The organism is Pseudomonas sp. SDO524_S393 (genome assembly GCF_054071875.1).
Genome location: NZ_JBSVVZ010000054.1, coordinates 1 through 21,853, shown reverse-complemented (window position 1 = coordinate 21,853; position 21,853 = coordinate 1). Strand labels below are relative to the sequence as shown.

General features: G+C 58.5%; 29 protein-coding genes. 26 read left to right on the top strand and 3 right to left on the bottom strand.

Annotation, left to right across the window (positions count from 1 at the left end):
- Nucleotides 1-2: 2 nt before the first annotated feature.
- The 20 genes from rpsQ to bfr all read left to right on the top strand — a co-directional run bounded on the left by rpsQ (nt 3) and on the right by bfr (nt 11,266).
- Nucleotides 3-269, top strand: coding sequence for a 30S ribosomal protein S17 (gene rpsQ, locus ACW9IB_RS21375; RefSeq protein ID WP_003176419.1), 267 nt, complete (start codon nt 3-5; stop codon nt 267-269).
- 23 nt (nt 270-292) lie between these two features.
- Nucleotides 293-661 carry a 50S ribosomal protein L14 gene (gene rplN / locus ACW9IB_RS21370; protein WP_011063774.1) on the top strand — a complete coding sequence of 123 codons (369 nt, stop codon included), beginning with the start codon at nt 293-295 and terminating at the stop codon, nt 659-661.
- Between the two features lie 11 nt (nt 662-672).
- Entirely contained in the window at nt 673-987 is a 315-nt protein-coding gene (gene rplX, locus ACW9IB_RS21365; protein WP_003186046.1) for a 50S ribosomal protein L24, read from the top strand.
- A 22-nt stretch (nt 988-1,009) separates the two neighbouring features.
- Nucleotides 1,010-1,549, top strand: coding sequence for a 50S ribosomal protein L5 (gene rplE / locus ACW9IB_RS21360; RefSeq protein ID WP_003194642.1), 540 nt, complete (start codon nt 1,010-1,012; stop codon nt 1,547-1,549).
- A 13-nt stretch (nt 1,550-1,562) separates the two neighbouring features.
- Nucleotides 1,563-1,868, top strand: a complete 306-nt coding sequence (rpsN, locus tag ACW9IB_RS21355; protein WP_457367423.1) for a 30S ribosomal protein S14 — start codon at nt 1,563-1,565, stop codon at nt 1,866-1,868.
- Nucleotides 1,869-2,076: 208 nt separating this feature from the next.
- A complete protein-coding gene (rpsH, locus tag ACW9IB_RS21350; protein ID WP_457367424.1) occupies nt 2,077-2,469 on the top strand; it encodes a 30S ribosomal protein S8 in 393 nt (130 codons plus the stop codon).
- A gap of 12 nt (nt 2,470-2,481) precedes the next feature.
- Nucleotides 2,482-3,015 carry a 50S ribosomal protein L6 gene (rplF, locus tag ACW9IB_RS21345; RefSeq protein ID WP_024077677.1) on the top strand — a complete coding sequence of 178 codons (534 nt, stop codon included), beginning with the start codon at nt 2,482-2,484 and terminating at the stop codon, nt 3,013-3,015.
- Between the two features lie 10 nt (nt 3,016-3,025).
- Nucleotides 3,026-3,376, top strand: coding sequence for a 50S ribosomal protein L18 (gene rplR, locus ACW9IB_RS21340; protein ID WP_003186037.1), 351 nt, complete (start codon nt 3,026-3,028; stop codon nt 3,374-3,376).
- Between the two features lie 3 nt (nt 3,377-3,379).
- The gene (rpsE, locus tag ACW9IB_RS21335) at nt 3,380-3,880 is read left to right on the top strand and encodes a 30S ribosomal protein S5 (RefSeq protein ID WP_010566852.1); all 501 of its coding nucleotides are present in this window, start codon (nt 3,380-3,382) and stop codon (nt 3,878-3,880) included.
- 2 nt (nt 3,881-3,882) lie between these two features.
- On the top strand, nt 3,883-4,059 hold the full coding sequence (gene rpmD / locus ACW9IB_RS21330; RefSeq protein ID WP_003176408.1) for a 50S ribosomal protein L30: 177 nt from the start codon (nt 3,883-3,885) through the stop codon (nt 4,057-4,059).
- Between the two features lie 3 nt (nt 4,060-4,062).
- Nucleotides 4,063-4,500 (top strand): 50S ribosomal protein L15, encoded by a 438-nt coding sequence (rplO, locus tag ACW9IB_RS21325; protein ID WP_003176407.1) that lies wholly within the window; start codon nt 4,063-4,065, stop codon nt 4,498-4,500.
- Nucleotides 4,501-5,829 carry a preprotein translocase subunit SecY gene (secY, locus tag ACW9IB_RS21320; protein ID WP_071485371.1) on the top strand — a complete coding sequence of 443 codons (1,329 nt, stop codon included), beginning with the start codon at nt 4,501-4,503 and terminating at the stop codon, nt 5,827-5,829.
- A 27-nt stretch (nt 5,830-5,856) separates the two neighbouring features.
- Complete coding sequence (gene rpmJ / locus ACW9IB_RS21315) at nt 5,857-5,973, top strand: 50S ribosomal protein L36 (RefSeq protein WP_002555468.1); 117 nt, start codon at nt 5,857-5,859, stop codon at nt 5,971-5,973.
- Between the two features lie 128 nt (nt 5,974-6,101).
- The gene (gene rpsM / locus ACW9IB_RS21310) at nt 6,102-6,458 is read left to right on the top strand and encodes a 30S ribosomal protein S13 (protein ID WP_003194635.1); all 357 of its coding nucleotides are present in this window, start codon (nt 6,102-6,104) and stop codon (nt 6,456-6,458) included.
- A 30-nt stretch (nt 6,459-6,488) separates the two neighbouring features.
- Complete coding sequence (gene rpsK, locus ACW9IB_RS21305) at nt 6,489-6,878, top strand: 30S ribosomal protein S11 (RefSeq protein WP_002555466.1); 390 nt, start codon at nt 6,489-6,491, stop codon at nt 6,876-6,878.
- Nucleotides 6,879-6,896: 18 nt separating this feature from the next.
- Nucleotides 6,897-7,517 (top strand): 30S ribosomal protein S4, encoded by a 621-nt coding sequence (gene rpsD, locus ACW9IB_RS21300; RefSeq protein ID WP_457367425.1) that lies wholly within the window; start codon nt 6,897-6,899, stop codon nt 7,515-7,517.
- 26 nt (nt 7,518-7,543) lie between these two features.
- The gene (locus ACW9IB_RS21295) at nt 7,544-8,545 is read left to right on the top strand and encodes a DNA-directed RNA polymerase subunit alpha (protein WP_003176403.1); all 1,002 of its coding nucleotides are present in this window, start codon (nt 7,544-7,546) and stop codon (nt 8,543-8,545) included.
- A gap of 42 nt (nt 8,546-8,587) precedes the next feature.
- Complete coding sequence (gene rplQ / locus ACW9IB_RS21290; protein WP_003176402.1) at nt 8,588-8,974, top strand: 50S ribosomal protein L17; 387 nt, start codon at nt 8,588-8,590, stop codon at nt 8,972-8,974.
- 223 nt (nt 8,975-9,197) lie between these two features.
- On the top strand, nt 9,198-10,646 hold the full coding sequence (locus tag ACW9IB_RS21285; protein WP_457415426.1) for a catalase: 1,449 nt from the start codon (nt 9,198-9,200) through the stop codon (nt 10,644-10,646).
- A 155-nt stretch (nt 10,647-10,801) separates the two neighbouring features.
- Nucleotides 10,802-11,266, top strand: coding sequence for a bacterioferritin (gene bfr, locus ACW9IB_RS21280; RefSeq protein WP_033900044.1), 465 nt, complete (start codon nt 10,802-10,804; stop codon nt 11,264-11,266).
- A gap of 68 nt (nt 11,267-11,334) precedes the next feature.
- On the opposite strand, the gene uvrA is transcribed toward bfr, so the two are convergent.
- Entirely contained in the window at nt 11,335-14,169 is a 2,835-nt protein-coding gene (uvrA, locus tag ACW9IB_RS21275; RefSeq protein ID WP_457415424.1) for an excinuclease ABC subunit UvrA, read from the bottom strand.
- A 178-nt stretch (nt 14,170-14,347) separates the two neighbouring features.
- On the opposite strand from uvrA, the gene ACW9IB_RS21270 reads away from it, so the two are divergent.
- Both ACW9IB_RS21270 and ACW9IB_RS21265 read left to right on the top strand, forming a co-directional pair.
- A complete protein-coding gene (locus tag ACW9IB_RS21270; protein WP_457415421.1) occupies nt 14,348-15,742 on the top strand; it encodes an MFS transporter in 1,395 nt (464 codons plus the stop codon).
- 9 nt (nt 15,743-15,751) lie between these two features.
- A complete protein-coding gene (locus tag ACW9IB_RS21265) occupies nt 15,752-16,255 on the top strand; it encodes a single-stranded DNA-binding protein (protein WP_457367430.1) in 504 nt (167 codons plus the stop codon).
- Between the two features lie 67 nt (nt 16,256-16,322).
- Here ACW9IB_RS21265 and ACW9IB_RS21260 read toward each other — a convergent pair whose 3' ends face one another.
- Entirely contained in the window at nt 16,323-17,228 is a 906-nt protein-coding gene (locus tag ACW9IB_RS21260; RefSeq protein WP_457415418.1) for a LysR family transcriptional regulator, read from the bottom strand.
- 100 nt (nt 17,229-17,328) lie between these two features.
- Between ACW9IB_RS21260 and tam the strand changes: the two genes are divergently transcribed.
- Nucleotides 17,329-18,090, top strand: a complete 762-nt coding sequence (tam, locus tag ACW9IB_RS21255; protein WP_457415415.1) for a trans-aconitate 2-methyltransferase — start codon at nt 17,329-17,331, stop codon at nt 18,088-18,090.
- A 21-nt stretch (nt 18,091-18,111) separates the two neighbouring features.
- Here tam and ACW9IB_RS21250 read toward each other — a convergent pair whose 3' ends face one another.
- A complete protein-coding gene (locus ACW9IB_RS21250; RefSeq protein WP_457415412.1) occupies nt 18,112-18,675 on the bottom strand; it encodes a cysteine hydrolase family protein in 564 nt (187 codons plus the stop codon).
- Nucleotides 18,676-18,771: 96 nt separating this feature from the next.
- Between ACW9IB_RS21250 and ACW9IB_RS21245 the strand changes: the two genes are divergently transcribed.
- From ACW9IB_RS21245 to ACW9IB_RS21235, 3 genes are all read left to right on the top strand, one after another.
- Nucleotides 18,772-19,731 carry a GlxA family transcriptional regulator gene (locus ACW9IB_RS21245; RefSeq protein ID WP_457367434.1) on the top strand — a complete coding sequence of 320 codons (960 nt, stop codon included), beginning with the start codon at nt 18,772-18,774 and terminating at the stop codon, nt 19,729-19,731.
- Between the two features lie 171 nt (nt 19,732-19,902).
- Nucleotides 19,903-21,012, top strand: coding sequence for a DUF3182 family protein (locus ACW9IB_RS21240; protein WP_457415410.1), 1,110 nt, complete (start codon nt 19,903-19,905; stop codon nt 21,010-21,012).
- Nucleotides 21,002-21,757, top strand: coding sequence for an alpha/beta hydrolase family protein (locus tag ACW9IB_RS21235; RefSeq protein ID WP_457415408.1), 756 nt, complete (start codon nt 21,002-21,004; stop codon nt 21,755-21,757). The genes ACW9IB_RS21240 and ACW9IB_RS21235 overlap by 11 nt, the downstream gene beginning before the upstream one ends.
- Nucleotides 21,758-21,853: the final 96 nt, after the last annotated feature.

The window sequence follows — 21,853 nt, the reverse complement described above, 5'->3', positions numbered from 1 at the left end:
TCATGGCTGAAGCCGAAAAAACTGTCCGTACGCTGACTGGCCGTGTTGTCAGCGACAAGATGGACAAAACCATCACCGTTCTGATCGAGCGTCGCGTTAAGCACCCGATCTACGGTAAATACGTTAAGCGTTCGACTAAGCTGCACGCGCACGACGAAACCAATCAGTGCCACATCGGCGACAAAGTCACTATTCGTGAAACTCGTCCGTTGGCCAAGACCAAGTCTTGGGCGCTGGTTGATGTTCTCGAACGCGCTGTGGAAGTCTAAGGGCTAAGGGTCGGAGAAATTATATGATTCAGACTCAATCCATGCTCGATGTGGCCGATAACAGCGGCGCTCGCCGCGTTATGTGCATCAAGGTGCTGGGTGGCTCCCATCGTCGTTACGCTGGTATCGGTGACATCATCAAAGTTACCGTCAAGGAAGCAATTCCTCGCGGTAAGGTGAAAAAAGGCCAGGTGATGACTGCTGTTGTAGTCCGCACTCGTCACGGCGTGCGCCGTGCTGATGGCTCCATTATCCGCTTTGATGGCAACGCTGCTGTTCTGTTGAACAACAAGCAAGAGCCGATCGGCACCCGTATCTTTGGGCCAGTGACCCGTGAACTTCGCAACGAGAAGTTCATGAAGATCGTCTCGCTCGCCCCAGAAGTGCTGTAAGGAGATCCGACATGCAAAAGATTCGTCGTGACGACGAGATCATCGTGATCGCCGGCAAAGACAAAGGTAAGCGCGGTAAGGTGCTGAAGGTTCTCGCTGACAACCGTCTGGTTGTTGGTGGTCTGAACCTGGTCAAGCGTCATACCAAGCCTAACCCGATGTCGGGCGTACAGGGCGGTATCGTCGAGAAAGAAGCGCCACTGCACGCTTCCAACGTCGCCATCTTCAACGGCGAAACCAACAAGGCTGACCGCGTTGGTTTCAAAGTAGAAGACGGTAAGAAAATTCGTGTCTTCAAGTCGACCCAAAAAGCGGTTGATGCTTGAACACTGCTAGGTAGATAAGACCATGGCACGACTACAAGAGATTTACCGGAAGGAAATCGCCCCCAAGCTTAAGGAAGAACTTAAGCTCGGGAACGTGATGGAAGTTCCGCGCGTCACCAAAATCACCCTGAACATGGGTTTGGGCGAAGCGATCGGCGACAAAAAAGTCATCGAGCACGCTGTTGCTGACCTGGAAAAGATCACCGGCCAGAAAGTCGTTGTGACCTACGCTCGCAAGTCCATCGCAGGCTTCAAAGTCCGCGAAGGCTGGCCGATCGGCGTCAAAGTGACCCTGCGCCGTGAGCGTATGTATGAGTTCCTGGATCGTCTGCTGTCGATCTCCCTGCCTCGCGTTCGCGACTTCCGCGGCCTGAATGCCAAGTCCTTCGATGGTCGTGGCAACTACAGCATGGGCGTGAAAGAGCAGATCATTTTCCCGGAAATCGACTACGACAAGATCGATGCTCTCCGCGGTCTGGACATCACCCTGACCACCACTGCCAAGAACGATGATGAAGGCCGCGCTTTGCTGCGTGCTTTCAAATTCCCGTTCCGCAACTGATTGGAGTAGGAAAATGGCCAAGAAGAGCATGAAGAACCGCGAGCTGAAGCGTCAGCTCACGGTTGCCAAGTACGCCCAGAAGCGTGCAGCACTGAAAGCTATCATCGTTGATCTGAACGCAAGTCCAGAAGCGCGTTGGGAAGCGACAGTTGCCCTGCAGAAGCAGCCACGTGACGCAAGCGCTTCGCGCATGCGTAACCGCTGCCGCCTGACCGGTCGTCCACACGGCGTTTACCGCAAGTTCGGCCTGGGCCGTAACAAATTGCGTGAAGCTGCAATGCGTGGTGACGTACCGGGTCTGGTTAAAGCCAGCTGGTAAGTACTTTCAACGTCCTGGTGGTCGGGGTCGCAAGAGACTGACCGCCGGTGGCCTTGAATCTGGAACAAGCCCCTTTTGGGGCTTGTTTCATTTCCGGAGTGTGTCTAGAATACCCGGCTCGCCTGAGCCCGGGTTTTTTATGCTCGGAGATTCTCGGCGACATATGTAGCCGCAAGGCTAATTTTTTTGTATTAGGAGCGTCTAGCCCATGAGTATGCAGGACCCGTTAGCGGACATGCTAACTCGTATCCGTAATGCCCAGATGGCTGAAAAGTCCGTCGTAAGCATGCCATCTTCCAAGTTGAAGGTAGCTGTTGCCAAAGTCCTGAAAGACGAAGGTTACATTGCGGGTTATCAGATCAGCAGCGATGTTAAAGCACTGCTGTCCATCGAGCTGAAGTACTTCGAAGGCCGTTCGGTCATCGAGGAAGTGAAGCGCGTTAGCCGTCCAGGCCTGCGTCAGTACAAGTCCGCCGAAGAACTGCCGAAAGTACGTGGCGGTCTGGGCGTGTCTATCGTCTCCACCAACAAAGGTGTGATGACTGATCGTGCTGCGCGCGCTGCCGGTGTCGGCGGCGAAGTTCTTTGCACTGTGTTCTAAGGGGGGATAAGCATGTCTCGCGTCGCTAAGAACCCCGTTAAGCTGCCAGCCGGTGTCGAAGTCAAATTCGCAGGCCAACAGCTTTCGGTGAAGGGTGCCAAGGGTACTCTTGAACTGAATATCCATTCGTCCGTTGAGATCGTTGAAGAAGCTGGTGAGCTGCGTTTCGCTGCTCGCAATGGCGATCAACAGACTCGCGCAATGGCTGGTACCACGCGTGCGTTGGTGAACAACATGGTCCAAGGCGTAAGCCAAGGCTTCGAGCGCAAGCTCCAGCTGGTCGGTGTTGGTTACAAAGCGCAAGCAAAAGGCTCGGTTCTGAACCTGGCCCTTGGCTTCTCGCACCCAGTGGATTACGAACTGCCGGAAGGCATCACCGCTGAGACTCCTAGCCAGACCGATATCCTGATCAAGGGCATCGACAAGCAGCTGGTAGGTCAAGTGGCCGCCGAGATCCGCGACTTCCGTCCGCCAGAGCCGTACAAAGGCAAAGGTGTGCGCTACGCGGACGAAGTCGTCCGTCGTAAAGAAGCCAAGAAGAAGTAGGGCATAGCAAATGACCGACAAAAAAGTTACTCGTCTGCGTCGCGCTCGCAAAGCACGCCTGAAAATGCACGAACTCGAAGTCGTGCGTCTCTGCGTGTTCCGCTCGTCGCAGCACATCTACGCCCAGGTCATTTCGGCCGACGGCAACAAAGTCCTGGCAAGTGCCTCGACTTTGGATAAAGAACTGCGTGATGGTGCCACCGGCAACATCGACGCGGCCACTAAGGTTGGCCAGCTGGTCGCTACGCGTGCTAAGGCCGCTGGCGTCTCGCAGGTGGCTTTCGACCGCTCTGGCTTCAAGTACCACGGCCGCGTCAAGGCGCTGGCTGATGCTGCTCGTGAAGCTGGGCTGGAGTTCTAAGTTATGTCCAATAACGACCAAAAGCGCGACGAAGGCTACATCGAGAAGCTGGTTCAAGTTAACCGCGTAGCCAAAACCGTTAAAGGCGGCCGTATCTTCACTTTCACCGCGTTGACCGTGGTAGGTGATGGTAAGGGGCGCGTTGGCTTCGGCCGTGGCAAGTCGCGTGAAGTGCCTGCTGCGATCCAGAAGGCAATGGAAGCTGCTCGTCGCAACATGATCCAGGTTGATCTGAACGGCACCACTCTGCAGTACGCAATGAAGTCCGCCCACGGCGCTTCGAAGGTGTACATGCAGCCTGCTTCTGAAGGTACCGGTATCATCGCTGGCGGCGCTATGCGTGCTGTCCTCGAAGTTGCTGGCGTTCAGAACGTTCTGGCCAAATGCTACGGCTCGACTAACCCGGTAAACGTGGTTCACGCCACTTTCAAAGGTTTGAAAGCTATGCAATCCCCTGAATCCATTGCCGCCAAGCGTGGCAAAAGCGTCCAGGAGATCTTCTGATCATGGCTACCGTAAAAGTTACGCTGATCAAAAGCATGACCGGCCGCATCCCTAACCACAAACTGTGCGTTAAGGGTCTGGGTCTGCGTCGCATCGGTCACACTGTAGAAGTCCAGGATACTCCCGAGAATCGCGGGATGATCAACAAGGCTTACTACATGCTGCGTGTCGAGGGTTAATCGATGAAACTCAATGATCTGAGTCCAGCGCCGGGTTCCCGTCGCGAAAAGCATCGTCCGGGCCGTGGTATCGGTAGCGGTTTGGGTAAGACTGGTGGCCGTGGTCACAAAGGTCAGACCTCCCGCTCCGGTGGCACCATCGCTCCAGGCTTTGAAGGCGGTCAACAGCCGCTGCATCGTCGCCTGCCCAAGTTCGGTTTCGTATCCCTGAAAGCCATGGATCGCGCAGAAGTGCGTTTGTCCGAGCTGGCTAAGGTGGAAGGCGACATCGTTACTGTGCAGACCCTGAAAGATGCCAACGTGATCAACGTCAACGTACAGCGTGTGAAAATCATGCTGTCCGGTGAAGTGACTCGCGCTGTCACTATCGGCAAGGGAATCGGCGCCACCAAAGGTGCGCGTTCGGCTATCGAAGCAGCTGGCGGCAAGTTCGAGGAATAAATGGCTAAGCAAGGTGCTCTCTCTGCGCTCGGCAAAGGCGGTATGTCTGAACTTTGGGCTCGTCTGCGTTTTCTGTTCCTGGCGATTATCGTCTACCGAATAGGCGCACACATCCCGGTTCCAGGTATCAATCCGGACCGACTCGCAGACCTGTTTCGACAGAATGAGGGGACCATTCTTAGCTTGTTCAACATGTTTTCCGGTGGCGCGCTGGAACGGATGAGCATCTTTGCACTGGGGATCATGCCGTACATTTCGGCATCGATCATCATGCAACTGATGACCGCCGTCAGCCCGCAACTGGAGCAGTTGAAGAAGGAAGGTGAAGCTGGCCGTCGCAAGATTAGCCAGTACACCCGCTACGGCACTGTCATCCTCGCTCTGGTCCAGGCTATCGGCATGTCCGTTGGTCTGGCTGGGCAGGGTGTTGCGTTCACTGGTGACTTTGGCTTCTATTTCGTCGCGGTATCCACGTTTGTGGCTGGCGCGATGTTCATGATGTGGCTGGGTGAGCAGATTACTGAGCGTGGTGTTGGCAACGGTATCTCGATGTTGATTTTCGCAGGTATCGTCGCCGGTCTTCCGAGAGCGATTGGGCAGTCTTTCGAGTCTGCACGTCAGGGTGATATCAACATCTTCGCCCTGGTTGCCATCGGTTTGCTGGCAGTAGCGATTATCGGTTTTGTGGTGTTCATTGAGCGTGGTCAGCGTCGTATCGCTGTTCACTACGCCAAGCGTCAGCAGGGCCGCAAGGTTTTTGCTGCGCAGACCAGCCACTTGCCGCTGAAAGTGAATATGGCCGGCGTTATTCCGGCAATCTTCGCGAGCAGCATTTTGCTGTTTCCGGCTTCGTTGGGTACCTGGTTTGGTCAGTCTGAAAATATGGGCTGGCTGCAGGACCTTTCTCAGTCGATCGCTCCTGGTCAGCCGTTGAATATTCTGCTGTTTAGTGCAGGGATTATTTTCTTCTGCTTCTTCTATACGGCGTTGATGTTCAATCCGAAAGACGTAGCGGAAAACCTGAAGAAGTCCGGTGCCTTTATTCCGGGCATCCGTCCAGGTGAGCAGTCTGCGCGCTACATTGATGGCGTTCTGACTCGTTTGACCCTGTTCGGTGCTCTCTATATGACGGCCGTGTGCCTGCTGCCCCAGTTCCTGGTGGTTGCAGCAAACGTTCCGTTCTACCTTGGCGGGACCTCGTTGCTGATCGTGGTCGTGGTTGTGATGGACTTCATGTCCCAAGTACAATCGCACCTCGTTTCGCACCAGTACGAATCCCTGATGAAGAAAGCCAACCTGAAGGGTTACGGCAGCGGCATGTTGCGCTGAGTACCCATAAGGTTCGAGGAGTTGGTGATGAAAGTTCGTGCATCGGTGAAAAAGCTGTGCCGTAACTGCAAGATTATTCGCCGCGAAGGTGTTGTTCGAGTAATTTGCAGCGCGGAACCGCGTCACAAACAGCGCCAAGGCTGATGTGATCTGCTTGAAGCCCGGCAGCTAGTGCGCTGCCGGGTTGATTATTTGTTATTACAGCGATATTATCTCGCGCCCTATTTCTTGGCTTCCGGGGCGTAGGTAGCTGTCAATTGGAGTCCCACTGAATGGCCCGTATTGCAGGCGTTAACATTCCAGATAACAAGCACACTGTTATCTCGCTGACCTACATCTATGGTGTTGGTCGCACTACTGCGCAGAAAATTTGCGCAGTTGCTGGGGTAAACCCAGCCGCTAAGATCAAGGATCTGAGCGACGAGCAGATTGAACAGCTGCGTGGCGAAGTGGCGAAGTTCACCACTGAAGGTGACCTGCGTCGCGAAATCAACATGAAAATCAAGCGTTTGATGGACCTCGGTTGCTATCGCGGTCTGCGTCATCGTCGTGGTCTGCCAGTACGCGGTCAGCGTACCAAGACTAACGCGCGTACCCGTAAAGGTCCGCGTAAGCCGATCCGCAAGTAATCGCCCCAGCGAATCGACAGGAAAATTATCATGGCAAAACCTGCTGCTCGTCCTCGTAAAAAAGTTAAAAAGACAGTGGTTGATGGCATCGCCCACATCCATGCTTCTTTTAACAACACCATCGTGACCATCACCGACCGTCAAGGTAACGCGCTGTCTTGGGCTACCTCCGGTGGTTCGGGTTTCCGCGGTTCCCGCAAGTCCACCCCGTTTGCTGCTCAAGTAGCTGCTGAACGTGCTGGTCAAGCTGCGCTGGAATACGGCCTGAAAAACCTCGACGTTAACGTCAAGGGTCCAGGTCCAGGTCGTGAGTCTGCTGTCCGTGCTTTGAACGGCTGTGGCTATAAGATCGCCAGCATCACCGACGTGACGCCAATCCCGCACAACGGGTGCCGTCCGCCGAAGAAGCGCCGCGTGTAATCCAGGAGATTGTAAAGAATGGCTCGTTACATTGGTCCAAAATGCAAACTCGCTCGTCGCGAAGGCACCGATCTCTTCCTGAAGAGCGGCGTGCGCGCGATCGAATCGAAGTGCAACATCGAAGCAGCACCAGGCATCCACGGCCAACGCCGCGGTCGCCAGTCCGACTACGGCACCCAGCTGCGTGAAAAGCAAAAGGTCCGTCGTATCTACGGCGTTCTCGAGCGTCAGTTCAGCGGCTACTACAAAGAAGCTGCTGGCAAGAAAGGTGCAACCGGTGAAAACCTGCTGCAACTGCTCGAATGCCGTCTGGACAACGTTGTATACCGTATGGGCTTCGGTTCGACTCGTGCCGAATCCCGTCAGCTGGTATCGCACAAGTCGATCAGCGTTAACGGTCAGACCGTAAACGTTCCGTCCTACCAGGTTCGTGCTGGTGACGTGGTTGCTGTTCGCGAGAAAGCAAAGAACCAACTTCGCATTGTCCAAGCTCTCGAGCTGTGCGCCCAACGTGGCCGCGTAGAATGGGTAGAGGTAGATGCTGAGAAGAAGTCGGGCGTTTTCAAGAACGTTCCAGCTCGCAGTGATCTGTCCGCCGACATCAACGAAAGCCTGATTGTCGAGCTCTACTCCAAGTAAGTAAGGGCTAGAAAATAGGTGCATCCATGCAGATTTCGGTAAATGAGTTCCTGACACCCCGTCACATTGACGTGCAGGTTGTCAGTCCAACCCGCGCCAAGATCACGCTCGAGCCTCTCGAGCGTGGCTTTGGCCACACCCTGGGCAACGCGCTGCGCCGCATCCTGTTGTCCTCAATGCCCGGCTGTGCAGTAGTCGAGGCCGAGATTGACGGTGTGCTCCACGAGTACAGCGCCATCGAAGGTGTACAGGAAGACGTAATTGAAATCCTGTTGAACCTTAAAGGTCTGGCTATCAAGCTGCACGGCCGTGACGAAGTTACGCTGACCTTGTCGAAGAAGGGTTCGGGGGTGGTTACCGCTGCCGATATTCAGCTGGATCATGATGTCGAGATCGTTAACCCCGATCACGTAATCGCTAACCTGGCGTCTAACGGCGCCCTGAACATGAAGCTCACCGTAGCTCGTGGTCGTGGTTATGAACCGGCCGACTCGCGTCAAAGCGATGAAGACGAAAGCCGCAGCATTGGTCGCTTGCAGCTTGACTCTTCGTTCAGCCCGGTTCGCCGTATCGCATACGTGGTGGAAAACGCCCGTGTCGAGCAGCGTACTAACCTGGACAAGCTGGTTATTGATCTGGAAACCAACGGTACTCTGGATCCTGAAGAGGCAATCCGTCGTGCTGCAACCATCCTGCAACAGCAGTTGGCTGCGTTCGTCGACCTCAAAGGTGACAGTGAGCCAGTGGTAATCGAGCAGGAAGACGAGATCGATCCGATCCTGCTTCGCCCGGTTGACGATCTGGAACTGACTGTACGTTCGGCTAACTGCCTTAAGGCGGAAAACATTTACTACATCGGCGACCTGATTCAGCGTACCGAAGTAGAACTGTTGAAGACTCCGAACCTGGGCAAGAAATCCTTGACTGAAATCAAGGACGTTCTGGCCTCCCGCGGTCTGTCCCTCGGCATGCGCCTCGACAACTGGCCGCCTGCAAGTCTTAAGAAGGACGACAAGGCGACTGCCTGATCGTCGTAATCACCGAACGTTCAGTTTGGTAAGGAATGAACCATGCGTCATCGTAAAAGTGGGCGTCACCTGAGCCGTACCAGCTCGCACCGCAAGGCCATGTTCCAAAACATGGCGGTGTCGCTGTTCGAGCACGAGCTGATCAAAACTACACTGCCGAAAGCCAAAGAACTGCGCCGCGTAGCCGAGCCGCTGATCACTCTGGCCAAGACAGACAGCCTGGCTAACCGCCGCCTGGCTTTCGACCGTACTCGTTCGAAAGCTATCGTTGGTAAGCTCTTCAACGACCTGGGCAAGCGTTACGCTACCCGTGAGGGTGGCTACCTGCGCATCCTCAAGTGCGGCTTCCGCGCTGGCGACAACGCGCCAATGGCGTACGTCGAGTTGGTTGATCGTGCTACTGCCGGCGAAGCTGTAAGCGCCGAGTAAGACGACAGTCTGCAAGCGAAGAACCGGGCCTTGTGCCCGGTTTTTTGTGCGCGTTCAAAAAGTTGTGCGACATAAAGGAACAGGCTATTTGTTCTGATTACGTCTTAGTTATTTTCTATCAGTGCGCACAATTTAATGAATTTGATGGTGTCATCTTCCTGGTCAATACTCTCCCCACGCCGATTAGCCGGCAGTTCCAAGACCGACCTGAGGAAGATTCAGCATGAGCCAGAACAAAACCCTTACTACCGCCAGCGGCGCTCCGGTCGCTGACAACCAGAATTCCCGTTCCGCTGGCCCGCGTGGCCCGCTGCTCCTCGACGACTTTCACCTGATCGAGAAGCTCGCACACTTCAACCGTGAAAACATCCCAGAACGCCGCGTACATGCCAAGGGGTCGGGTGCTTATGGCACGTTCACGGTGACCAAAGACATCACCCAGTACACCAGCGCCAAACTGTTCTCCTCTGTAGGTAAGCAGACGCCGACATTCCTGCGGTTTTCGACCGTGGGCGGCGAGCGTGGCTCGGCTGACACCGAGCGCGATCCACGTGGCTTCGCACTGAAGTTCTACACCGAGGAAGGCAACTGGGACATCGTAGGCAACAACACGCCTGTGTTCTTTATTCGCGACCCTCTGAAATTCCCCGACTTCATTCACACCCAAAAGCGCTTGCCGCAAAGCAACCTGAAAAGCGCACAGATGATGTGGGATTTTTGGTCGCACTCCCCTGAGGCGTTGCACCAAGTCACCATCCTGTTTTCGGATCGCGGCATTCCTGATGGCTATCGCCACATGCACGGCTTTGGCAGCCATACCTACAGCCTGATCAACGCCAAGGGTGAGCGCCACTGGGTGAAGTGGCACTACAAGACCAAGCAAGGCATCAAGAACCTGACGCCTGCCGACGCAGCACGCCTGGCCGGTACAGATCCTGACTATGCCCAACGCGACCTGTTCGGTGCCATTGAGCGTGGTGATTTCCCGAAATGGCGCGTATGCATCCAGATCATGACCGAGGCCCAAGCTAACGCACACCATGAGAACCCGTTCGACGTGACCAAGACCTGGTCGCAGAAAGAGTTTCCGTTGATCGAAGTCGGTGAGCTCGAGTTGAACCGCAACCCGCTGAATTACTTCGCTGAAGTTGAGCAGGCGGCATTTGGTCCAAGCAATATGGTGCCAGGCGTTGGCTTGTCTCCGGACCGTATGCTGCAAGGTCGTGTGTTCGCCTATGCGGATGCTCACCGCTACCGTGTCGGCACCAACCATCAGCAACTGCCGGTGAACGCTCCACGCAGCCCGGTGAATAGCTATCAGCGCGATGGTTCGATGGCCTTCGGCAGTAACGGTGGTGCAGCGCCTAACTACGAGCCAAACAGCTACGCCGATGCACCGAAGCAAGCACCGCAATACGCTGAGCCTGCGTTGGCCCTGAGCGGCGCGGCAGATCGTTACGATCATCGTGAGGACACTGACTACTACAGCCACGCCGGGGCGTTGTTCCGCCTGATGAACGATGACCAGAAGGCGCTGCTGATCAACAACATCGCCGGTGCGATGGGTGGTGTTTCCAGCGATGTAGTCCAGCGTCAGTTGCAGCACTTCCTCAAGGCCGACCGTGCTTATGGAGAAGGAATCGCAAAAGCGTTGGGCGTATCGATTAACTGACTCTAAACGAGAAGCAGAACCGCCCTCAATTGGGCGGTTTTTGCGTTATTTCACCCACTTTTCTCTGAAATACTTCACTTTTCTGCCGTTGGTCCCGTGACCTTCAAGTCATCATGGTTCAAACTACAGACTTTCAAGCAGGGAGATGTAGGGCGATGCAAGGTCACCCCGACGTAATCGATTACCTCAACACGTTGCTGACGGGCGAACTGGCAGCACGTGACCAATATTTCATCCATTCGCGCATGTACGAAGATTGGGGCTTTACCGAGCTCTATGAACGTATCAACCACGAAATGGAAGAAGAGGCACAGCACGCCGACGCGCTGATGCGTCGTATCCTGATGCTTGAAGGTACGCCGCGTATGCGTCCCGACGACCTGGATGTGGGCACCACTGTGCCTGATATGCTGGCGGCGGATCTTCGTCTCGAATACAAGGTACGTGCTGCACTCTGCAAGGGCATCGAGCTTTGCGAACAGCACAGTGACTTTGTCACTCGCGAAATCCTGCGTGTGCAGTTGAACGACACCGAAGAAGATCACACCTACTGGCTGGAAAAACAGTTGGGTTTGATCAAGCTGATTGGTCTGGAGAATTACCTGCAATCGCAGTTCTGATTCCCGCCTACAAAAAAGCCCCTGTCACCAAAAAGTGACAGGGGCTTTCTTATTGGGCCAACACACCATCAGGCCCGGTCGCGTTCCAGCAAGGGTTTCAAGTAGTACCCTGTGTGAGACTGCGGCATTTCGCTGACCTGCTCCGGCGTGCCCGTCGCAATGATCTGGCCGCCCTTGGAGCCGCCTTCCGGTCCGAGATCCACCAGCCAGTCAGCCGTCTTGATCACATCGAGGTTGTGTTCGATCACCACCACAGTGTTGCCGTGGTCCCTCAGGCGATGCAGGACGTCCAGCAACTGTTGGATGTCTGCAAAGTGCAGGCCTGTAGTCGGCTCATCGAGGATGTACAGGGTCTTGCCGGTATCGCGCTTGGACAGCTCACGGGACAGCTTCACCCGTTGCGCCTCGCCACCAGACAGTGTGGTCGCCGATTGCCCCAGCTTGATGTACGACAGGCCCACATCCATCAATGTCTGGAGTTTGCGCGCCAGAGCCGGGACGGCATCGAAGAACTCTCGCGCTTCCTCGATGGTCATCTCCAGGGTTTCGTGGATGCTCTTGCCCTTGTACTTGATCTCCAGGGTTTCGCGGTTGTAACGCTTGCTCTTGCATACGTCGCACGGCACATAGATGTCCGGCAGGAAGTGCATTTCCACCTTGATCAAGCCGTCGCCCTGGCAAGCTTCACAGCGCCCGCCCTTGACGTTGAACGAGAACCTGCCCGGCCCGTAGCCACGGGAGCGTGACTCCGGAACACCGGCAAACAGTTCACGGATCGGCGTGAACAGCCCCGTGTAGGTCGCCGGATTGGAGCGGGGTGTACGCCCGATCGGGCTTTGGTCGATATCGACCACCTTGTCCAGATGTTCCAGCCCCTTTATGCTGTCGTGCGCAGCCGCTTCCAGGGTGGTTGCGCCGTTCAGGGCCGTCGCGCTGAGGGGGAACAGTGTGTTGTTGATCAGCGTCGATTTGCCCGAGCCCGACACACCGGTCACGCATGTCAGCAAGCCAATCGGGATTTCGAGGTCGACATTGCGCAAGTTGTTGCCGCGTGCGCCCTTGAGGTGAATCGCCAGCTTCTTGTTGCGGGGTGTGCGCTTGGCCGGCACCTGGATCTTGACGCGACCGGACAGATACTTGCCGGTCAATGAGTCGGGATGGGCCATGACCTCGGCCGGTGTGCCTTCGGCCACGATGGCGCCACCGTGTACGCCTGCGCCCGGGCCAATGTCGACGACATAATCGGCCAAGCGAATCGCATCTTCGTCGTGCTCGACCACGATCACCGTATTACCGATATCACGCAGGTGTTTCAGGGTTTCCAACAGTCGATCGTTATCGCGTTGATGCAAGCCGATGGACGGTTCATCAAGGATGTACAGCACGCCCACCAGGCCAGCACCAATCTGACTGGCCAAGCGAATACGTTGTGCCTCGCCACCCGAGAGTGTGTCGGCGCTGCGGTCGAGCGAGAGATAATCCAGGCCCACATTGACCAGAAACTGCAGGCGCTCGCGAATTTCCTTGAGGATTTTGTCGGCAATTTCCCCACGACGTCCCGTCAGCTTCAGACCGCCGAAATAATCGCTGGCATCGCCAATCGGAAGGCTGGTCACCGCCGGCAACGTCTTCTCGCCCACCCAGACATGGCGCGCTTCGCGACGCAGGCGGGTTCCACGGCAATCCGGGCACGGCTGTGTGCTGAGGAACTTGGCGAGTTCTTCACGCACACTGGCCGATTCGGTCTCGCGGTAGCGACGCTCCAGGTTCGGTACGATGCCTTCGAACGGGTGGGAACGCTTGACGATGTCACCCCGGTCATTGAGGTACTTGAAGTCGACATTCTGCGAGCCGCTACCGTGCAGAATCACTTTCTGCTGTTCCGCCGGCAGTTCGTTGAACGGCACCTCGAGGCTGAACTTGTAATGCGATGCCAGTGAACCCAGCATTTGGAAGTAGTAGACGTTACGTCGGTCCCAGCCGCGTATCGCGCCTTCTGCCAGCGTCAGGTCACCGTTGACCAGGCGCTTGATATCGAAGAACTGTTTCACCCCCAGGCCATCGCAGGTCGGGCAGGCCCCCGCCGGGTTATTGAAGGAAAACAGCTTGGGTTCCAGCTCGCTGATGGCGTGACCGCATACCGGGCAGGCAAAGCGCGCCGAGAAGATGATTTCTTCGCCGGGCTCGTCGTCCATCGGAGCGACCAGCGCGATGCCGTCCGCCAGCTTCAGGGCCGTCTCGAACGATTCCGCCAGGCGCTGTTGCAGGTCTGCACGCACCTTGAAACGGTCGACCACTACATCGATCGAGTGCTTCTTCTGTTTATCGAGCTTGGGCGCTTCGTCCAGTTCGTACAGCTTGCCGTTGATGCGTGCACGGACGAAGCCTTGCGCGCGCAGCTCTTCAAAGACCGACAGGTGTTCGCCCTTGCGCTCGCGAATCACCGGAGCCAGCAGCATCAGCTTGGCGCCTTCGGGCTGGGCCAGTACCAGGTCGACCATCTGGCTGACGGTCTGGGCCTCCAGCGGAATATCGTGGTCCGGGCAGCGCGGCGTGCCGACACGGGCGTACAGCAGGCGCAGGTAGTCGTAGATTTCGGTGATGGTGCCCACGGTGGAGCGGGGGTTGTGGGAGGTCGACTTCTGCTCGATGGAGATCGCCGGCGACAGGCCTTCGATGGTGTCGACGTCAGGCTTTTCCATCATCGACAGAAACTGCCGGGCGTAGGCCGACAGGGATTCCACGTAGCGGCGCTGACCTTCGGCATACAGCGTGTCGAACGCCAGGGACGATTTGCCCGACCCGGACAAGCCGGTGATGACGATCAGTTTGTCCCGGGGCAGGGTCAGGTCGATGTTCTTCAGGTTGTGGGTTCTAGCCCCACGAATCAGGATCTTGTCCAAGATGGCCTCGCACGGCGGGCGAAAATGATGCCGGAGTATACGTCGAAAGACTGGATGAATATACACTGCCCGATTGCCGCTCGGCGCCTTGCATGAAACCTGCGCGGCAAAGCGCCGCATATACCCTCTCTATCGGTGGGACTGATAGAATCGCCGCCGGTTCACACGAGGTTTTTCCATGCACGATCCCCACAGCGAACGCATGAGTGGCGGCGAGACCCGCGCGGCAAGCGGTCTGGCCCTGGTGTTCGCATTCCGTATGCTTGGCATGTTTATGGTGTTGCCGGTACTGGCCACCTATGGAATGGATCTCGCAGGAGCGACCCCCGCACTGATCGGCCTGGCCATTGGCGCCTATGGCCTGACCCAGGCGATTTTTCAGATTCCCTTCGGGATCATTTCCGACCGCATTGGCCGTCGCCCCGTCATTTATCTGGGCTTGATCGTCTTTGCCCTGGGCAGTGTGCTGGCCGCACAGGCCGACTCGATCTGGGGCGTGATCGCCGGACGTATCCTGCAGGGTGCCGGGGCGATTTCCGCCGCCGTCATGGCTTTGCTCTCCGACCTGACCCGCGAACAACATCGCACCAAAGCCATGGCCATGATCGGTATGACCATCGGCCTGTCGTTCGCCGTGGCCATGGTGGTCGGGCCGCTGCTCACCCGTGCCTTCGGCCTGCACGGGCTGTTCCTCGCCACCGGCGGCATGGCGCTGTTCGGCATCGTGATCGTGGCCTTCATGGTGCCGCGCTCCACGGGTACCTTGCAGCACCGCGAATCGGGTGTGGCACGCAAGGCCTTGTTGCCGACACTCAAACATCCGGACCTGCTACGCCTGGATTTGGGTATCTTCGTATTGCACGCCATGCTCATGTGCAGCTTCGTTGCGCTGCCCCTGGCCTTGGTCGAAAAAGCCGGGCTGCCCAAGGAGCAGCACTGGTGGGTCTACCTGACTGCACTGCTGATTTCGTTCTTCGCCATGATCCCGTTCATCATCTATGGCGAGAAGAAACGCAAAATGAAACGAGTTCTCCTGGGCGCCGTCGGGACATTGATGCTCACTGAGCTATTCTTCTGGCAGTTCGGCGACAGCCTGCGCTCGCTGGTGGTGGGGACGGTGGTGTTCTTCACCGCCTTCAACCTGCTGGAAGCATCGTTGCCGTCGCTGATCAGCAAGGTTTCACCTGCCGGTGGCAAGGGCACGGCGATGGGGGTGTATTCCACCAGCCAGTTCCTCGGTTCTGCACTGGGCGGCATCATGGGCGGCTGGATGTTCCAGCATGGCGGTTTGTCGGTTGTGTTCCTGGGATGCGCCGGGCTGGCTGCACTTTGGTTGGCCTTTGCTGTTACCATGCGCGAACCTCCCTATGTGACGAGCCTGCGCTTGCCGTTATCGCCCGAAGCGATCCGCGAAGCTGGCTTGGTCGAGCGCCTGAAGGCCGTTGTTGGGGTAACAGACGCCGTAGTGGTTGCGGAAGAAGCGGCCATCTACATCAAATTGGACACCGAATTATTGGACCGCGCGACCCTCGAGCAACTGGTCAACCCAGTGCCGGACGCGCGCCCAGCCTAGGAGAATGTTATGGCCCGTGGGGTTAACAAAGTCATTTTGGTCGGTACGTGCGGCCAGGATCCCGAGGTTCGCTACCTGCCGAACGGTAACGCCGTGACCAACCTGAGTCTGGCAACCAGCGAGCAGTGGACCGACAAGCAGACCGGTCAGAAGGTCGAGAAAACCGAGTGGCACCGCGTGTCGATGTTCGGCAAGGTCGCCGAGATCGCCGGTGAGTACCTGCGCAAAGGCTCGCAGGTCTACATCGAAGGCAAGCTGCAAACCCGCGAGTGGGAAAAAGACGGTATCAAGCGCTACACCACCGAAATCATCGTCGACATGCAAGGCACCATGCAGTTGCTGGGTGGCCGTCCACAGGGCGACCAGCAGGGCCAGGGCGGCATGTCCAACTCGGCGCCACGTCCACAGCAGTCGCGCCCGGCACCGCAGCAACAATCGCGTCCGGCCCCTCAGCAGCCGGCACCGCAGCCGGCAGCTGACTTTGACAGCTTTGATGACGATATTCCGTTCTAAGGCCCACGCCCCAGAACGCCCAAAACCCCCGCAGGCCCAGGCCTCGGGGGTTTTTTATTGTCCGGGATCAGGCATCCGTCGCCGCCCTCACCACCATCTCCTTGAACCGGCGCAATACCGCCGAACCTTCCCCAACCCGCGTTGCCAGGTGCAGCGGCGCCACCAGGCTGCGGCACTCGGTCAGTTCCCGGTACACAATGCCGTCCCCGCGCAGCCGTTGCATCGACGCCGGTACGATGGACACGCCAAGCCCCGCCGCCACCAGGCTTAGCGTTGCGGTCATGCGCGGTGCTTCCTGCACCACTTGCGGGCTGAACCCGGCTTCACGGCACGCCACCAGGATCGCGTCATACAACCCCAGCCCGACGCGGCGTCGGTAGAGTACGAAGGATTCGTTCACCAATGCGGCCAAGGGCAGGGGAGGGCCTGACGTGATGGCCAGGGGATGGTCGGTGGGCAGCGCCAGCAGCATGGGCTCCACCAGGATAGGTTCGTCCTGCAACGACTGCGTGCCGCTGAGCGGCGAGCGGATAAACGCCGCGTCCAGTTTCTCGTGCACCAGCGCGTCCAGCAGTTCGCCGGTGCCGGCCTCTTCCAGCACCACCGAGACGCCGACAAAGGTTTCGCGAAACCGCCTCAAGACGCTGGGCACAAAAGGGTGCAGTGCCGCCGAGCTGGTAAAGCCGATGGCCAGTCGTCCGTGTTCCCCGCGGGCGGCGCGTTGCACCACGTCGACAACCCCTTCGGTGCGCGCCAGGATATCCCGCGCCTCCTCCAGCAAGGCCAGCCCGGCCGGGGTTGGCCGCACGCCACGGGGCAGACGCTCCATCAACGCCACGCCCAGTTCGGCTTCAAGGCTTTGCAGCAGTCGGGTCAGCGGCGGTTGTTGCATCCCCAGGCGCTCGGCGGCGCGGGTGATATAGCCTTCTTCGGCAATGGCGACAAAGGCTCTGAGTTGGCGAAGTTCCAACATAGGAATACTTTTCAGGTATGGGAGGGCTCCAATCCTGGCATTTGTTCTCATGGCTCACAAGATTTAGGCTGTAGATCACCTCAACAAGAAGGAAGCCGTGATGACCTGGTCCGCCAAGCAATACACGCTGTTTGAACAACAGCGCACCCGTCCCGTCCGTGACTTGGTCGCGGCCATTCCCGACAGTGATGTGCGCACAGCGGTCGACCTGGGCTGCGGCCCCGGCAACTCCACCGAAGTCCTGGCCGAGCGTTTCCCCCAGGCGCAGGTCACCGGCATGGACAGCTCCGATGACATGCTGTCCGACGCGCGCAAGCGCCTGCCGGCGCTGAGCTTCGAGTTGGCGGACATCGGCGACTGGCGCCCGGCGCAATCCTTCGATGTGATCCTGGCCAACGCTTCGCTGCAATGGCTGCCGAATCACGCCACGCTCTACCCGCACCTGGTCAACCAGTTGGCGCCCGGCGGCACGCTGGCGGTGCAGACCCCGGACAACCTCGACGAGCCCGCGCACCGGCTGGCGCGCGAAGTCGCCGCCGACGGCCCATGGGCTGCGAGGATCGGGGCGGTCAAACACAACGAGCGTCACTCCGCGAGCTACTACTACGAGCTGCTGAGCCCGCATTGCAGCACCGTCGATGTGTGGCGCACCACCTACCTGCACCCGCTGGCGGATCACGCTGCGGTGGTGGAGTGGTTCAAGGCATCGGCCCTGCGGCCATTTTTGGCACCGTTGACCGACGCTGAAAAAGCCGCCTTCCTGCAGGACTACAAGGCGCGGATCACCCAGGCCTATCCGGCCCTGGCTGATGGCACCGTGCTGCTGCCCTTCCCGCGCCTGTTCATCATCGCGACCCGCTGAGGTCGCGCATGCAAGGGGCGGTCAGGCCGCCGCCGCTTGCACCTTCAGGTACTCATCCGCCGACACCACGCTCGCATAGCCGAACGCCAGAGACGTCATATAAGCCCCGTGCACCTGCTCAGCCGGGATCACTTGCCCGTTGAACTCCAGGTCCCGCGTGGCACAGGCGTCGTGAATCACCGTCACTTTGTAGCCCAGGTCCGCCGCCGCCCGCGCCACGCCGTCGATGCACATGTGGCTCATGCTGCCGACCACTACCACCTCGGTAATGCTGCGCTGTTCCAGCAGGGTGCGCAGGTTCGTGTCACGGAACGCATTGATGAAGTGTTTCACCACCACCGGCTCATTGCCCTCGTTCAGCACTTTGGGATGCAAGTGCGCGCCTTCCGAGCCCGGAACGAAAAAGGGCGCGTCTTGCGACGTCGACTCATGACGCACGTGAATCACCGCGTTGCCGGCCTGACGAAACGCCTTCAGCACCTGGGCGGCCTTGTCCGCAGCGGCTTCCACGCCGGCGAGCGGCCACTTGCCCTGGGGGAAGTAGTCGTTCTGGATATCGATTAGGATGAGCGCTTGCTTGGCCATGTGTGTTGCCTCGTGATGGGTTGATGGGCTCAGTATCTTAGCTGGCGCCAGTAGCGAGAATTGGCTGCACCGACAATAACAGGGGGAAAACTGACAATGCTCGTCGTTGAAGTGGGCGTGCTGATCTACCGGGGCGCGCAACTGGCCGCTGTGCATGGCCTGACCGATTTATTCGGCGTGGCCAACCGCATTGCCGCCGAGCATCCGAGCGCACAGCGGCCCTTGCTGCGGGTCAGCCATTGGTTGGTGGATGACCAAGGCACGCCGGCGCGAACCTTCGACAGCCATCCCGGGCCCGACCAACCGATGATGGCCGTGTTGGTGCCCCCGGCCATTGGCGAGTTCACCGACGACCAGGCACCGCCCGCGCTGTTGGCGTGGCTGCGTCAGCAACATGCGGCGGGCACGGTGTTGGGCGGCGTGTGCATCGGCTCGATCATGCTGGCGCGCAGCGGCTTGCTCGACGGGCGCAGCGCCACCACCCATTGGTCGTCGGCACAGTCCTTTGCTGCTCGTTATCCGCAGGTGCGCCTGGAGGCGGATAAACCCATCGTCGATGACGGCGACCTGATCACCACCGCCGGCCTGATGGCCTGGTCCGAGCTGGGCCTGCGCCTGGTGGATCGTCTGATGGGGCCGAGCATCGCGGCCGAAACGGCGCGCTTTCTGGTGATCGAACACAGCGCCAGCATGAGCCAGTGCGGCAGCAATTTCGCGCCGATTCTCGGCCATGGCGACGCTGCAATCCTCAAGGTCCAGCACGGGTTGCAGGCCCGTGGCGCGGTGGATGTCTCCATCGCGGCAATGGCGCAGGAAGCGGGGTTGGAAGAGCGCACCTTCCTGCGGCGCTTTCGCAATGCCACCGGCCTTAAACCCACCGAATACTGCCAGCACCTGCGCGTGGGCAAGGCCCGGCAGATGCTCGAATTCACCAACGACACCCTCGATCACATCGCCTGGACCGTGGGTTACCAGGACCCCAGCACGTTTCGCGCCCTCTTCAAGAAAATCACCGGCATGACCCCCAGCGATTACCGCAGCCGTTTTGGGGTGTGAATCGTGCAGAACGCCACCGTGTTCAAGCGGCGTCGTGCAGAATCAAACAGGCCAACTGCCATCGCTTGGTTCGCAACTGTCTGATTTCACAGCCCCACGCAGCAAACCTGGCCTGGCCTGATCCCTGCAACCGTCCCTCTACACACAAGGCCGGCTGGCCAAGGGGGACGCATGACCCCGACTCAACGCAACAAACTCGTCGTTGCGCATTCCACCCGAGAGGGTGCGCCCGTGCATGAAGTCGAAACCAACCGTGCCCTGGCACGTTGGCTGGCGCAAATTCTCGGGCTGCGCTTTGGCGGCAGCTACGATCCGGCGCTGCATTCAGGCCGTGAGCTGTACCTGGTACCGACGCAAACCCTGGTCGGTGCCGCCCAGGCCCACGCGCTGAACATCAAGGGCCCTGAGGACCTGTGGGGCGGTTATGTCGAACACGACTTCATCGGCACCAAAGCCATCAGCCATGGGCTGCTGGGCCCAACTGCGAAAGCGCCCGAAGGCTGGTCGTCCTTGTTTTGCGAGCGTGTACGAAACGTCGTACTGGATGGCTTCAGCGTGTTTGCCCTGGAAGATGCCCGGCCAGCGGCCACGCGCCTGCTGCACAGGGGTCCATTGCGGGTGAAACCGGTGCATGCCTGCGCCGGGCGCGGCCAGGAAGTTATCCACAGCCTCGATGCGTTCGACGCGCTGCTGGCGCGTCCCGACATGGCGCAATCATTTGCACAAGGCGTGGTATTGGAACAGGACCTGCACAATGTGATCACCCACAGTGTCGGCCAGAGTTTTATCGGCAATCACGTGATCAGCTACTGCGGTGAGCAATACCTCACGCAGGACGGGCAGGGTGAAGACGTTTACGGCGGTTCCACTCTGTTGGTGGTCCCGGGCTATTACGAGGACTTGCTCGAGCTCGGCCTGGCGGATGACGTTCGCCAGGCCATCGAACAGGCCCAAGTCTTCGATACCGCTGCCGATGAAGCCTACCCTGGCTTCTACGCCTCCCGACGCAACTACGACATCGCTCAAGGCCTGGACAACGCAGGTCAGCGACGCAGCGGCGTGCTCGAACAATCCTGGCGCATGGGCGGGGCCAGCAGCGCGGAAGTCGCGGCGTTGCAGAGCTTTGTCGACGATCCGGACCTGCGCGCCATCCGCGTGTCTTCGGTGGAGACCTATGTGGACCAGGCATTGCCGGCGGATGCCGTCGAGGTGTACCGAGGGCCGGCGCAAAACAGCGACTTTCTTCTCAAGTACGTGACGGTTGAACCTTATGACGGCTAGAAGCGAAAGCATCACGATCGACATCGACGAGGAACAGATGAGCGGCACCTTTCTGAGCCCCAAGTCCAAAGTGCCAGGCGTGTTGTTTGTGCACGGCTGGGGCGGTAGCCAGGAGCGCGACCTTGAACGTGCCAAAGGCATCGCGGGCCTGGGCTGCGTGTGCCTGACGTTCGACCTGCGCGGCCATACCGGCAGCGGCATTCCACTGTCCCGGGTGACCCGTGAAGACAACCTGCGCGACCTGTTGGCGGCCTATGATCGCCTGCTCTCGCACCCGGCCATCGACACCTCGGCTGTGGCGGTGGTGGGGACCAGTTATGGCGGCTACCTCGCGGCAATTCTGACTTCATTGCGTCAGGTACGCTGGCTGGCGCTGCGGGTCCCGGCGTTGTACCGCGACCAGGAGTGGCTCAAGCCCAAGCGGGACCTGGACAAGGCCGACTTGCTGGATTACCGCAGCACCCTGGTCCACGCCGAAACCAATCGCGCCCTGCATGCCTGTGCGCAATTTACCGGGGATGTGCTGATCGTCGAGTCGGAAACCGATGACCACGTGCCCCACGCCACCATCATGAGTTACCGCGCGGCGTGTCAGCAGACCCATTCCCTGACGCATCGCATCATCGACGGGGCGGACCATTCGTTGAGTGACCCGGTGTCTCAACAGGCCTACACCTCGATCCTGGTGGACTGGATTACCGAGATGGTGGTGGGCGAGCGGTTGAGCATCATCCAATCCCGGTGACCGGGTGCTTTTCATCTCAACTGTGGGAGCGGGCTTGCCCGGGTACAAACCGGAGACATCGTTTACATTTCTAACCGGGGACATGGTTTACAGGCT